The sequence below is a fragment of the Amycolatopsis sp. NPDC058986 genome (assembly GCF_042741125.1).
Classification (GTDB): domain Bacteria; phylum Actinomycetota; class Actinomycetes; order Mycobacteriales; family Pseudonocardiaceae; genus Amycolatopsis.
In genome coordinates this window covers 1-12,627 of record NZ_JBHYJW010000014.1, presented here as the reverse complement: position 1 = coordinate 12,627, position 12,627 = coordinate 1, and the positions used below count along the sequence as shown (strand labels likewise).

Annotated in this window: 13 protein-coding genes, 2 tRNA genes and 1 pseudogene; 7 read left to right on the top strand and 9 right to left on the bottom strand. The window is 67.3% G+C overall.

Going from position 1 to position 12,627, the window contains the following annotated elements; all coding sequences use genetic code 11:
- Positions 1 to 5 precede the first annotated feature (5 nt).
- Complete coding sequence (locus ACFW0G_RS14960) at positions 6 to 413, bottom strand: hypothetical protein (RefSeq protein WP_378325747.1); 408 nt, start codon at positions 411 to 413, stop codon at positions 6 to 8.
- A gap of 190 nt (positions 414 to 603) precedes the next feature.
- On the opposite strand from ACFW0G_RS14960, the gene ACFW0G_RS14955 reads away from it, so the two are divergent.
- The 4 genes and pseudogenes from ACFW0G_RS14955 to ACFW0G_RS14940 form a co-directional block, all read left to right on the top strand.
- Positions 604 to 759, top strand: a complete 156-nt coding sequence (locus ACFW0G_RS14955) for a hypothetical protein (RefSeq protein ID WP_378325746.1) — start codon at positions 604 to 606, stop codon at positions 757 to 759.
- 468 nt (positions 760 to 1,227) lie between these two features.
- The gene (locus tag ACFW0G_RS14950) at positions 1,228 to 1,689 is read left to right on the top strand and encodes a hypothetical protein (RefSeq protein WP_378325745.1); all 462 of its coding nucleotides are present in this window, start codon (positions 1,228 to 1,230) and stop codon (positions 1,687 to 1,689) included.
- The gene (locus tag ACFW0G_RS14945) at positions 1,686 to 1,988 is read left to right on the top strand and encodes a hypothetical protein (RefSeq protein WP_378325743.1); all 303 of its coding nucleotides are present in this window, start codon (positions 1,686 to 1,688) and stop codon (positions 1,986 to 1,988) included. The genes ACFW0G_RS14950 and ACFW0G_RS14945 overlap by 4 nt, the downstream gene beginning before the upstream one ends.
- Positions 1,985 to 2,590 (top strand): annotated as a pseudogene (locus ACFW0G_RS14940) (recombinase family protein); the annotation flags it as partial. The gene ACFW0G_RS14945 and the pseudogene ACFW0G_RS14940, both read left to right, overlap by 4 nt.
- Before the next feature lie 566 nt (positions 2,591 to 3,156).
- Here ACFW0G_RS14940 and ACFW0G_RS14935 read toward each other — a convergent pair.
- From ACFW0G_RS14935 to gltX, 4 genes are all read right to left on the bottom strand, one after another.
- Positions 3,157 to 3,229 (bottom strand) — tRNA-Glu (locus ACFW0G_RS14935).
- Between the two features lie 102 nt (positions 3,230 to 3,331).
- A tRNA-Gln gene (locus ACFW0G_RS14930) sits at positions 3,332 to 3,403 on the bottom strand.
- 51 nt (positions 3,404 to 3,454) lie between these two features.
- Complete coding sequence (locus tag ACFW0G_RS14925) at positions 3,455 to 4,189, bottom strand: HAD family hydrolase (protein WP_378325901.1); 735 nt, start codon at positions 4,187 to 4,189, stop codon at positions 3,455 to 3,457.
- 202 nt (positions 4,190 to 4,391) lie between these two features.
- The gene (gene gltX / locus ACFW0G_RS14920; protein WP_378325741.1) at positions 4,392 to 5,873 is read right to left on the bottom strand and encodes a glutamate--tRNA ligase; all 1,482 of its coding nucleotides are present in this window, start codon (positions 5,871 to 5,873) and stop codon (positions 4,392 to 4,394) included.
- Positions 5,874 to 5,972: 99 nt separating this feature from the next.
- On the opposite strand from gltX, the gene ACFW0G_RS14915 reads away from it, so the two are divergent.
- Complete coding sequence (locus tag ACFW0G_RS14915; protein WP_378325740.1) at positions 5,973 to 7,214, top strand: FAD-dependent oxidoreductase; 1,242 nt, start codon at positions 5,973 to 5,975, stop codon at positions 7,212 to 7,214.
- Here the strand turns inward: ACFW0G_RS14915 and ACFW0G_RS14910 are convergent.
- Together ACFW0G_RS14910 and ACFW0G_RS14905 are read right to left on the bottom strand one after the other, a co-directional pair.
- Positions 7,211 to 7,981: a fumarylacetoacetate hydrolase family protein gene (locus ACFW0G_RS14910; protein WP_378325739.1), complete on the bottom strand. Its 771-nt coding sequence runs from the start codon at positions 7,979 to 7,981 to the stop codon at positions 7,211 to 7,213. The two genes, ACFW0G_RS14915 and ACFW0G_RS14910, sit on opposite strands and share 4 nt — an antisense overlap.
- Positions 7,982 to 8,035: 54 nt before the next feature.
- Positions 8,036 to 8,344: a hypothetical protein gene (locus ACFW0G_RS14905; protein ID WP_378325738.1), complete on the bottom strand. Its 309-nt coding sequence runs from the start codon at positions 8,342 to 8,344 to the stop codon at positions 8,036 to 8,038.
- A gap of 39 nt (positions 8,345 to 8,383) precedes the next feature.
- Between ACFW0G_RS14905 and ACFW0G_RS14900 the strand changes: the two genes are divergently transcribed.
- Together ACFW0G_RS14900 and ACFW0G_RS14895 are read left to right on the top strand one after the other, a co-directional pair.
- On the top strand, positions 8,384 to 9,298 hold the full coding sequence (locus ACFW0G_RS14900; RefSeq protein WP_378325737.1) for a helix-turn-helix domain-containing protein: 915 nt from the start codon (positions 8,384 to 8,386) through the stop codon (positions 9,296 to 9,298).
- Positions 9,299 to 9,312: 14 nt separating this feature from the next.
- Positions 9,313 to 9,585 carry a DUF397 domain-containing protein gene (locus ACFW0G_RS14895; protein WP_378325736.1) on the top strand — a complete coding sequence of 91 codons (273 nt, stop codon included), beginning with the start codon at positions 9,313 to 9,315 and terminating at the stop codon, positions 9,583 to 9,585.
- Here ACFW0G_RS14895 and ACFW0G_RS14890 read toward each other — a convergent pair.
- Both ACFW0G_RS14890 and cimA read right to left on the bottom strand, forming a co-directional pair.
- Positions 9,560 to 10,678 (bottom strand): methyltransferase domain-containing protein, encoded by a 1,119-nt coding sequence (locus tag ACFW0G_RS14890; RefSeq protein ID WP_378325734.1) that lies wholly within the window; start codon positions 10,676 to 10,678, stop codon positions 9,560 to 9,562. The two genes, ACFW0G_RS14895 and ACFW0G_RS14890, sit on opposite strands and share 26 nt — an antisense overlap.
- A gap of 36 nt (positions 10,679 to 10,714) precedes the next feature.
- Positions 10,715 to 12,331, bottom strand: coding sequence for a citramalate synthase (gene cimA, locus ACFW0G_RS14885; RefSeq protein ID WP_378325732.1), 1,617 nt, complete (start codon positions 12,329 to 12,331; stop codon positions 10,715 to 10,717).
- Between the last annotated feature and the right edge of the window lie 296 nt (positions 12,332 to 12,627).

Here is a 12,627-nt window from a genome sequence, read left to right as displayed (position 1 = left end):
CGTGGTCATGTCGCGGCCTTCGCGTCTTCGGCGTCGGCGCGGGCCAACGCGGCGTCCAGGACGGCGTACTCGGCCTCCTGGATGGCCCCGATGGCGAAAGCGATGGCGTCGGCCGCGTTGGCCTCCGCACGGTCGGCCTGCCGTGCCGCCCTGGCCGCGTCGTGTTTGAGGTGCTTTTCCTGCAATGTGGCCCGGGTTTTGCGGACGTGGTCTTTCCATCCGGTCTGGATCTGCTGCCAATAGTCCGCGAGGTCCTGCTCGGCGGCGTTGGCGTTCGCACGCAGCTTCTCGGCGTCTCCGTCGGCCTCGGCGCGCGCCTTTTCCACGCGTGCGGCCAGCTTTTCCCGGGTTTCCGTAGCTGCCGCATCAGCCGCATCCTCGGCGGCTTTGGCGCGTTTCGCCAGGTCGGCCAAGGAATCTGATACACGTTCCATCGTTGTCGGTCCTTTCACCAGGCGGGAGATCTGCCACCATCCTGACTGCTCACCGACATACGCGCACTCGCCGTACACAAATTCGTGTAACTATTCACGGTCTTGGGTGACCTGAACATTCCCGGCGAGACGGGGATGCGGTCTGGATGGTCGATGCGCTGATCAAGGCGTGGCGAGCAGGGTGGGCGGAACGGCCAGGACGGTGCCGATCGGGCCGATAAGCCACGTCCGGATCAGCGGCGCCAGGAAGAAAACCGTGGTCGGCAAACCGACGGCGTTGCCGATGAACCGCAGGTTCGTGTGGATGCTGTACGGACAGCTGTAGGTTCGCCTCGAGGTTTTCGTTTGATCTTGCGCCAACCTGCGGATTCGATGTGCGTCTCAGAGACTTTTCGTGTCACCTGTCTCACTGACTTTTCATTTTCTTCTGGTGTCGGCGTGCTTGTGGCCTGCTGGCCGACCCGGCGCTGATCTTGGTTGTCGATCTTGGCTGGTCACCAGCGCGGGTTGAGGCCGCGTCCTGGTTCGGTTCGGGGAGACCTGCCTGCTACCCCGCGTAGCGGTCCTCGATCGCGGCTTCGTCGTCGGATGTGCTCTTCTGTCGCGCTGGGGTTGTGTTGGTACCTGCTGGCTCCGTCGAAGCAGTGTGAGCCGGTTCGTTACTCCGGCCGCGTGGATGTGTTCGCTGGACGTATCGGTATCGCGTGGGCGGGTGGAGACTGCTCGCCGTACTGGTGCGACGCCCGGATCACACGTCGCCGGTTTCTCTTTGTCGCGTCAAGGAGTTCTGACGATGACCGCTCCCGCATCGCCGCCGCAACGGGTGTTCGAGACCAGCGATCGGGACCAGGCGAGCGAGTATTTGACCGCTTCCTACGGCACTGTGTGTATCACCGGCTATGCGGGCCCTTTTTCGTTCCGCAACCTCCGGATGGCCACCGACACGTTCTCTCTGGAGAACGCCACGCACAGCGGCACCGAAATCGACTACACCCTGGAATCGGTGCCGATACTGTCCTTCGTCCGTTCCCGCACCGTGATCGTGGATTACTGGTCCGCAGGCACTCACCCCCGGTTCGGGCCCGGCGAGCTGTGCCTCTTCTCCCGGCACGAGAACGACGCCTCCTACCGGGTGCGAGTGGGCCGTGGCGCGGTCCAAAGCGTCGCTCTGCCGTTCACTGTCCCGGCCCAGGGGCCGCTTCCGCCGAGACACTCCGCCTGGAGCCGATCCGGTTCACTGACCGGCTTCCCGTGACCCCGGCCGCCGCACAGCACCTGGGCGCCACCGCCGACTACCTCGCCACCAGCCTGCGCGACCGGCCCGAAGCCAGGCGGCAACCACTCGTGGCCAGCAACGCCGCCCGGCCGCTGGCCGCCATGCTGCTCCACACCTTCCCCAACACCGCGCTGACCGAGCCGACCATCGAGGACCGCCGCGACTCCCACCCGGCCACTCTGCGCCAGGCGATCTCGTTCGTCGACGACCACGCCGACACCGACATCAGCGTCGCCGACATCGCCGCCGCGGCCCACGTCACCATCCGAACCCGATGAAGGCCGAGAAGGGCAGAACCAAGTCTCGGCTGGAGCCCGACGGGATCCGCGGCGAGACCGTCACCCAGATGGCGTTGTGGCGCTACTACGAGGGGCTCGGCTGCGGCGTCATCGCCGACCGTCTCAACGCCGACCTCCAGCGCTACCCACCACCCGAAGCCCCCAGCAAGGCACGCACCCGCGGCACCTGGAGCAGAAGCGCCGTCTACCACATCCTCAGCAACCCCAAATACACCGGCTACCAGGTCTTCAACCGGCGCGCCACGACCTCCAAGCGCGGCAAGGTGAACGAGCCGATCAAGTGGGTCTGGTCCCCGCAACCCATCCACGAACCGCTCATCCCCAAGTGGATGTTCGACGCCATCAACGCACAGCGCGCCACGCGCGATGGCAACCAGCTGCACAAACACCCCCAAACCCGAAGGACGTTCCTGTTCCGAGGACGAGTAATCCACAGCTGTGGACGCCGGATGATCGGCGACACCAAGCACAACCGGCTCTTCTACTACCTCTGCTGGCCCCGCAAGAACAACCGCGGCGGCCCCGACCCGCACGCCGGCCTCCCCACCGCGATCCGCATCCGCGAAGACGACCTGCTCGACGCCGTCGCCCGCTTCTACGCCGACCGAGTGTTCGGAGCCCACCGCCACACGATCCTCGCCAACGACCTCGCCGGCTTCGACGACCACGCCGCCCGCGAGCGCCAAACCGAACGAGAACGCTTCCAGCGACAACTGGCCGACGTGGCAAAGCGCCAGGACGCCGTGATGCGGCAAGCCCAGGCAGGCGATCCGGACGACCCGTTCGCGAAAGCGCTCCGGCAGACCTACAACGACCTCGAAGGCCAGAAGAACAAGACCCAGAGCGCTCTCGCCCAGCTCGCCGCCCAAGACGCCACCGAGCCGGACAGGCCGAAACCCGCCGACCTCGAACTGCTCGACGCGCTCCCCTACCTGACCGCCAACCCGGCCTCCGCTCCCCCGCCGCTGCTGCGGGGAACTGTTTCGAAGCCACTCAACTCGAGAACCAGCACGGCAACCGGACAGGACCACGCTGGGTCTGCCACCTACCGCACCCTGGGGGTCCGGGGGCTGGGCCCCCGGGTAGACACAACGCGAGCGAGCCCGCGTCTGTGCTTTTCAGCAGACACGGGCTCGCTTCGCTCGCGTACCCCCGATGGGATTCGAACCCACGCTACCGGCGTGAGAGGCCGGCGTCCTAGGCCGCTAGACGACGGGGGCTTAGGAACTTTTCCCCGTATGACCGGGGAGTTTTCTGTTTTTCTTGCGAGAGAGAATCTATCAGAGCCGATTTCCCGGCTTGAGAGGGGGTCTCTCTTGCAGCTGGGGTACCAGGACTCGAACCTAGACTAACTGGACCAGAACCAGTCGTGCTGCCAATTACACCATACCCCAGTGAGGTACTGATCCGGTCTTGCGTGGCTCAGCACCGCACGAGGAGAAATACTAGAGCACGCGGTCCCGGAGTGTGAACGCGGGGGTCCCACCGCTGCGCTGCGCGGGCACGCCGACGGTGGCGTACTCGGAAACCAGCAGCTCAGGGAGTTGGCCGAGGGTCGTGACGGTGTGTACACCCTCGGGCGCGCGCTCGCCGACGCCGTCGCGGTCGAGCCAGACCGCGCCGAGGCCCGCGTTGTACGCGCCGATGGCGTCGGTGTCCAGTTTGTCTCCCACATGGACGGCACGGGCGGGATCGCAGTCCAGTTCGAGGCAAACCGAGTGGAACATCACAGGATGGGGTTTGGCGACGCCGAGTTCGCCGGCGATGGCGACGTGATCGAAAAACGGGGCGAGGCCGAGGTCGGAGATCTTTCTTCGCTGGTGCGCGCCCGAGGCGTTCGTCACGGCCGCCAGCCGCAGCCCGGCGGCGCGCAGCCATTCCAGGCACGGCATGACGTCGTCGAAGAGCGCCCAGGAATCGGCCAGCAGTTCGCGACGGCGACGTTCGAACGAGTTCACCTGATCGGCGTCGGCGATGATGCCGAGTTCGGCGAGGAAGCACTCGGTGCGCCGGTGGTGCATGGTCGGGTAGTCGATCTGGCCGGCCACGACGAGCGCGACGTGTTCCTCGGTGATGAGGTCCCACAGCGGCCACAGGTCGCCACGACCGGTGAGCAGGCCGAGGGTGCGCCGGATCGCCGCGGTGCAGTCGATCAAGGTGTCGTCGATGTCGAGGCACACCAGCCGTAGTTCGGGCGGTACCCACGGTTCCTGCCCGGTGGCGGGCGGAGCGGTTGGCAACGGGGTCCGGGGTGCCAAGGCGAAATCCACCCCGTGAGGCTAGGGCTTTTACCGCGCGCGCGACGCGGCCAAAGAGGTGATTGCGCCTCCACTGATCCGGCCCCGTCGTTCTACTCCCGGTGGGTGGATCGTCCCCGATCGGTTACCCGTCCAGCGCGCGGCGCAGCCTGCCGAGCGAGACGTCGCGGCCGAGCAGTTCCATCGATTCGTACAGCGGCGGGGACACCGTGCGTCCGGTGATCGCGACGCGCACCGGCGCGAAAGCCTTGCGGGGCTTGAGACCCAGACCGTCCACAAGGGCGTCTTTGAGTGCCTGCTCGATACCGCCGGTCTCCCACGACGGCAAGGCTTCGAGCGCGGCGATCGCGGCACTCAGTACCGGTTTCGCTGCCTCACCGAGGTTCTTGGCCGCCGCGTCCTCTTCGGGCACGAACTCCGCGTCGTCGACGAACAGGAACCGCACCATAGAGGAAGCGTCCGAAAGAACCGTGACCCGTTCCTGGACAAGCGGCGCGATCGTGGTGAGCCGCGCGAGCTGTTCCTCACCCGGCTCACCCGGCAGGACACCGTCGGCGATGAGGTACGGAATCACGCGGGTCACGAACTCGCCGGAAGGCAAGGCACGCACGTGGGTGGCGTTGATGGCTTCGGCCTTCTTGAGGTCGAAGCGCGCGGGGTTGGAGCTGACCTTGCCGATCTCGAAGGCCGCCACCAGCTCGTCGACGCTGAAGATGTCGCGGTCGTCCGCGATGGACCAGCCGAGCAGCGCGAGGTAGTTGAGCAGGCCCTCGCGGAGGAAACCCCGCTCCCGGTAGAGGAAGAGGTTCGACTGGGGGTCCCGTTTGGACAGTTTCTTGTTGCCGTCCCCCAGCACGGAAGGCAGATGCCCGAACTCGGGGGTGAACTCGGCGACGCCGATGCGGCGCAGCGCGGCGTACAGCGCGAGCTGACGCGGGGTCGAGGGCAGGAGGTCCTCGCCACGCAGGACGTGCGTGATCCGCATGAGCGCGTCGTCGACCGGATTCGTCAGCGTGTACAGCGGGTCGCCGTTGGCACGCACCAGAACCGGGTCGGGCACCGAGCCCGCCGGGAAGCTGATGTCACCGCGGACGAGGTCGGTCCAGCCGAGGTCGGCGTCGGGCATGCGCAGCCGCAGCACCGGCACGCGGCCCTCGGCGCGGTAGGCGGCCCGCTGCTCCTCGGTGAGGTCGCGGTCGAAGTTGTCGTAACCGAGCTTCGGGTCCCGGCCGGCGGCCTTGTGCCGCGCCTCGACCTCCTCGTTGGTCGAGAACGCCTCGTACAGCTCGCCCGCGGCGAGCAGGCGCGCGGCGATGTCGGCGTAGATCTCGCGCCGCTCGCTCTGCCGGTACGGCCCGTAATCGCCGCCGGCTTCCGGCCCCTCGTCCCAGTCGAGGCCGAGCCAGCGCAGCGCGTCGAGCAGTTGCTCGTAGGACTCCTGCGAATCACGCGCGGCGTCGGTGTCCTCGATCCGGAAGACCAGTTTGCCGCCGTTGTGCCGGGCGAAGGCCCAGTTGAACAGTGCAGTCCGGATCAGCCCGACGTGCGGGGTGCCGGTCGGCGAAGGGCAGAAACGCGCGCGAACCACAGAAGTCGTCTCAGTCATAGCCCGATCAGCGTATCCGTCGTCGGCACGCTTGACGCATCCGCGTGCCGGGTGCATTCTGAGCTTATTCAACAAGTGATGAATAAGGGGATGATCGAGATGACCGAGCGCACCGGGTGCGTCGTCGTCGGGGGCGGTCCCGCGGGCATGGTGCTGGGGTTGCTGCTGGCCAGGGCGGGGGTCGAGGTGACCGTGCTGGAGAAGCACGCCGATTTCCTGCGGGACTTCCGGGGCGACACCGTGCACCCCTCGACACTGACCCTGCTCGACGAACTGGGCCTCGGCGAGAAGTTCCACGCGATCCCGCACAGCGAACTCGACTCGGCCGGTTTTCCGACGGCTGACGGCGGGATCATGAAACTCGCCGACCTGAGCCGTCTCAAGGTGCCCCACCCCTACATCGCGATGGTCCCGCAGTGGGACTTCCTCGACCTGCTCGCCGACGCCGCGACCAAGGAACCGACGTTCACCCTGCGGATGAGCACCGAGATGACCGGTCTGGTCCGCGAAGGCGGCCGGGTCGCCGGGATCGCCTACCGGACCAGTGCCGGGGAGACGGGCGAACTGCGCGCCGACCTGGTGGTCGCCGCGGACGGCCGCTGGTCACTCGCCCGGCGCGAGGCGGGGCTGGTGCCGGTGGAGTACGACAACCCGTTCGACGCCTGGTGGTTCCGGGTCTCCCGGCACGACGACGAAGCCGCCGGAATGCTGATGCCGAGGATGCACAACCGCCGGTTCGCCGTCCCACTGCCCCGCCCCGGCTACTTCCAGGTCGCCTATCTGGGCCCGAAGGGCGAGGACCTGCGCGATCACGGGATCGAGTGGTTCCGGGAGAACGTCGTCCAGGTCGTCCCCGAGTTCGCCGACCGCGTGCACGAGCTGAAGACGACCGACGACATCAAGTTCCTCGACGTCCGGCTGAACCGGCTGCGCAAATGGCACGTCGACGGGTTGCTCTGCATCGGCGACGCGGCGCACGCGATGTCGCCGGTCGGCGGCGTCGGGATCAACCTCGCCGTGCAGGACGCGGTCGCGACGGCGGCCCTGCTCGCCGAGCCGCTGCGCCGCGGCAGGCCCGCCGGCGCCGACCTGGCGAAGGTCCGTGCTCGCAGGCTGCTGCCGACCGCGCTGGTACAGGGGTTGCAGCGGCTTCTGCACCGGGCCGTCATGCGCCCGGTGATGGCGGGCGAGCGCAACGGCCCGCCCGCGGCGATGATCAAGCTGTTCAGCCGGTTCCCGAAGCTCACCGTCGTCCCGGCGCTCCTGCTCGGACTCGGCTTCCGGCCCGAGCACGCACCGGCGTTCGCCCGCCGGGCCATGGAGCCCGTGGCGAAGGACTAGGCGCCGGCCACGGGGTTGGTCAGCGTGCCGATGCCCTCGATGGTGATCGAGACCTGCTGTCCGTCGACGATCGGGCCGACCCCCTCGGGAGTGCCGGTCAGGATGATGTCGCCGGGCAGCAGTGTCATGACACCGGAGACGAACTCGATCAGGTCGGGGATCTTGTGCACCAGGTCGGAGGTGCGCCCGTCCTGCTTGAGCTCACCGTCCACTTCGGCCTTCAGCGAGAGGTCCTCGGGGTCGAGCGCGGTCTCGATCCACGGGCCCAGCGGGCAGAACGTGTCGAAGCCCTTGGCACGGCCCCACTGGCCGTCGGACTTCTGCAGGTCACGCGCGCTGACGTCGTTGGCGATCGTGTAGCCGAGGATCACGCTCTTGGCCTGCGCTGCCTTGACGTTCTTCACCGGCTGGCCGATGACCACGGCCAGCTCGCCCTCGAAGTCGACCCTGCCGACGTCGGCGGGCCGGCGGATCGGCGCGTGCGGGCCGATCACGGTGGTCGACGGCTTGATGAACAGCATCGGCGCGGCGGGCAACTCGTTGCCCAACTCGGCCGCGTGCTTGGCGTAGTTGCGGCCGACCGCGATCACCTTCGAGGGCAGGATCGGCGCGAGCAGCCGCACGTCGGCCAGCGGCCAGCGCTTGCCGGTGAAGTTCGGCTGGCCGAACGGGTGCTCGGCGATCTCGAGGACCTGGGCGTCGTCACCGTCCCCCTCGATCGAGGCGAACGCGACTCCGGCGGGGTGGGCAATACGAGCTAGACGCACGAGGCCAGTCTACGTATACGTAACCACCCGGCCCGCCGAGGTCCGCGATCCGGTTCAGCCGCCCGCCAGCTCGTAGTCGTTCATCGCGCGACATTCCGGTTCGTTGAGCCAGACCAGCCGGGCCTCGGCGGTCTTGCGGTACCGCTTGAGGATGCTGGCCGCCGAATCCGAATGCCAGGTCATCCCCGGCTCCCACATGATCGCTTTGCGCGGCTCGGCGAACTCCATGCCGAAGGCGAGGAACGCGCCGTCGTCATCCTCGCCCAGCCGCTCCCGGTACACGCCGTAGAGAGCGAACAGGCGAGGCGCGGACTCCCTGGCCTCGTCGTCCAAAACGGTCAGCATCAGTTCATTGACGTCCACTTCGCCCTCCCGAGTTCGGCTAGCTGAAATCTATGCGAGATGTCTAGCGATGACAATCACACCATTGGGCGACACCCGAACCTCGCGAAGCGAGAGAGGATGGGCGCCATGGCAACCAGGAACGATCCTTCGGCACTGCGCTGGCTGGTCGGCGTGGAGCTGGCGCACTTCCGCAGGCAGACCAGCATGACCATCGCCGAGGCGTCGGACGCGTCCGGCATCACGCGGGCCAAGGTCGGGCACATGGAGACCGGCCGGTACCAGCAGTACCCCGATGACGTGGCGAGGCTGCTGGGCTCCTACGGCGTCGCGCAGCGCGACATCGACCGGCTGACCTCGCTCGCGGGCAGCACCGAGGGCAAGTCCTGGTGGGCGCCCTGGTCAAATGTCGTGCCGGACTGGGTGAAAACCTTCGTCGGGTTGGAAGGCCTGGCCGACGCCGAGTTCGTGTTCGAGCCCATGGTGTTGCCCGGCCTCCTGCAGACCGAGGACTACGCTCAAGCCCTCACCGAGTCGGCTGGCTTCGTCCGTCGAGACCATAGCGAGCGGTTCGTGTCCTTCCGACTGGCCCGCGCCAAACGGCTCACCGAGGACGACCCGCTCGAACTGCACGCGGTGATCGGCGAGGCGGCCCTACGGTTCAACATCGGCACCAAGGAGATCCGCCAAGCCCAGTACCGGCACCTGCTCAAGCTCGCAAAACTGCCGAATGTCACGATTCAGGTGCTCTCGCCCGAGGATGGCCAGCATGTCGCGACCACTGGGCAGTTCGTCGTGTTCGACTTCGCCCAGGCACAGTCAATCGCCTACAGCGAGCACTTGGAAGGTGCTGTCTACGTGCAGGACCAGGATCACCTGCGGACGTATAAAATGGCGGTCGAGAACCTGCGGTCGGTCGCGTCCGCACCGACCAAATCCGTCACGTTGATCAGGTCCATGATCGACGGGAGTTAGCCCGGAGGCCAGCCGTGTCCGCCCCAGACCTCGCCACCGTCCAGTGGGTCAAGAGCAGCTACAGCTCCAACAACGGCGCTTGCGTTGAGATCGCCTTCCTGCCGCCTGCCACGCGGTGGGTCAAGAGCAGCTACAGCAACAACAACGGCACGTGCGTCGAGGTGGCGTTCGTGCCGGGCGGGGTGGCGGCCCGGGACTCGAAGGATCCCGAGGGCGGCGCGCTGGCGTTCTCCGCCGCCGCGTTCGGCTCGTTCCTGCGCGTCATCGCTCAGCGGTCTCCGGAGTGACGACGACCCGCCACGCATCCACCGGCGGCTTTCCTTCCGCGGCCCACGCGCGGAACGCCGCCTCCACCTCGTCCCACAGGCGCCGGGGACCGTACTGACGGATGAGGCGGGGTCCGGGAGCATCGCTGTAGCGGGCAACGGCCCAGGATTCGCCGGTCGGATCTCGTAACCACAGGAGATGATCGCCGCCTTCTCCCACTGGTGGACGGTGTTCCCAGACGCAGTTCGGGACTCGCACTCCGACGGCCCACCGGACGTCGTGGCTCTCGGCGACCCGCCACGGCTTCAAGGTGGTGGTGGAAGCCTCGGCGGCGGGATCATCCGGATCAAGATCGTCGACGGTCCAGTCCGGGGTCCGCTGAGCGCGCACTGCCATGAATCCCACCCTGCCGACCGGGCTTCCGGTGGCGATGCCGTGTTCATCGACGGCGAAGCGCACCAGAGGCAGGCTGCCGCTGAAATCGGTGCGCATCGGCGCGACGATGACACCGCCGGGTTTGGTTTGCTCCAGCCAGGCCGCAGGCAGCTCACCGACCCGCACGGCCGCGGTGGCGAGCACCCGGTCGTAGGGCGCTCCCGCGCGGTAGCCCTCCGCGCCATCACCCGTGACCACGGTCACCGGAAAGCCGTTGTCGGCCAACGCATTCCGCGCTCGATCGGCGAGTTCCGCGTCGATCTCGACGGTGACCACATTCCCGGCACCGAGCCGCGCCGCCATGATGGCGGCGTTGTACCCGGTACCGGTGCCGATCTCCAGCACCCGCTGACCATCGTGCACGTCAAGGGCGGCCAGCATGCTCAGTACCAGGTCGGGCTGGCTTGCCGAACTCGTGCACACCGCACCGTCGACGGCAGGCCATACGGTCCGGCCGTCATCGAACTGGGTGAGCACCGGCACGTTGAGGTAGGCCGACTCCAGCCAGAGATCCGGATCGTCGTCGCGGCTGATCGGCCGCGGCTCGCCTTGGTCGTCGTCCACCCAGAATCGTGGTGGCAGGAAACGATGCCGAGGCACGGCCAGGAAAGCCTCGCGCCATGCCGCCGGCATCGCTCCCACCGAATCCAGTTGGGCGACCAGTCGCTCAATCGTCATCGTCGGCCGGCGGCTGCTCGTACTCTTTCGGGTACCTCATGACCGCAGGCTCTTGTGCACCAGCGCGTCGCACAGTGCGAGCCAGCTCGCCTCGACGATGTTGCCGTGCACGCCGACCGTGGTCCATTCCCGTTCGCCGTCGGTGGTCTCGACGAGTACTCGCGTCACAGCGTCGGTACCGGGGTGCCCCGGCAGAATGCGCACCTTGTAGTCGGCCAGTTCCACACTGTCCAACCAGGACAGATGCGGCGTCAAAGCCTTGCGCAGCGCGGCATCCAGCGCATGGACCGGCCCGTTGCCCTCCGCGGTGGCGATCACCCGCTGGTCGTGAACGTGCACCTTCACCGTGGCCTCGGAGACGACCTCGCCGTCGGGCCGGTGGTCGAGCACCACCCGGTAGGACTCCAGCTCGAACGGCGGCTCGTCGAGCACCTCGTGCTCGGGGCCGTCGACTTCCCTGCGCAGCAACAGTTCCAGCGAAGCGTCGGCGGCTTCGAAGGACCAGCCCTCCGATTCGAGCCGCTTGACCTTCCGCACCACGCTGGTGAGCGCTTCGGGCCGGCCGGCAAGGTCGACCCCGAGCTCACGTCCCTTGAGCTCGAGACTGGCCCTGCCGGCCATCTCGGTGACCAGTACCCGCATGTCATTGCCGACAGAAGCTGGATCGATGTGGTTGTACAGCAACGGATCCACCTTGATCGCGCTCGCGTGCAGTCCCGCCTTGTGGGCGAAGGCCGACGCCCCGACGTAGGCCTGGTGGGTGTCGGGGGCGATGTTCGCGATTTCGGCAAGGGCATGGGAGACGCGGGTGAGCTCGGCGGCGCCTCCGGTCGGGAGGACCTCCATTCCGAGCTTGGTCACCAGGTTTCCCGTCACGGCGAACAGATCGGCGTTACCCGCCCGCTCCCCGTAACCGTTGGCGGTGCACTGGACGTGCGTCACGCCGGCCTGCACGGCGGCGACGGAGTTCGCCACCGCGCAGGAAGTGTCGTCCTGACAATGGATTCCGAGCCGGAACCCGGTCTTTTCCTTGACCTCACGGACAGTTTCGGCGAGGTCGAGCGGAAGCCGGCCACCGTTGGTGTCACACAGCACGAGGACGTCGGCTCCCGCGCTCGCGGCCGCGTCGAGCACGCGCAGCGAAGTTTCGGGAGAATACGCGTAGCCGTCGAAGAAGTGCTCGGCGTCGAGGAACACTCGACGTCCTTCGCCGACAAGGAAAGCAACCGTGTCACGCACCATCGCGCACGCTTCGTCCACGTCGACCCGCAGCGCGCGCTCGATGTGGCGGAGATCCGATTTGGCCACCAGCGTCACGACCGGCGCCTGCGCGTCGAGCAGCGCGCGGACCTGCGGATCGGCGTCGGCGGTAGCCCCCGCCTTGCGGGTCGACCCGAACGCCACCAGCGCGGCGTGCTTGAGCTGCAACTCCCCGGCGGCGGCGCGGGCGAAGAACTCGGTGTCCTTGGGCAGCGCGCCCGGCCAGCCACCCTCGATGAACCCGACGCCGAGCTCGTCGAGCAGCCGGGCCACCGCCAGTTTGTCCGTGACGGAGTAGGAGATCCCCTCGCGCTGGGCACCGTCGCGCAGGGTCGTGTCGTAGAGGTGGAACGCGTCGCCGAGCGGAGTATCGGCGGGCTCCTTGCGGTTCACGGTCAGCTCCTAGGCCAGGGAAAACTGTTCTTGGACAACGCTGTGCCTTTTGGGCAACAAAAAAGCCTCCCGCAGGAATGCGGAAGGCTGCGCGCCGGATGCTCTCGTGGAGCACCTATCCGGCGCGCTCGGCAATAATCGTGGCGATGGTGGCCATGTGGGCATCATGCCACACGCTTCGCGGCACGTCCACTGCCTGGATGACTCGTCTCATCTGCCGAGACGATGCCTGCCGGGCCCCCGCACCCCCGCAGGTCCGTGAATGCCACATTGAGGGACTCCGAGTCCCTCAATGT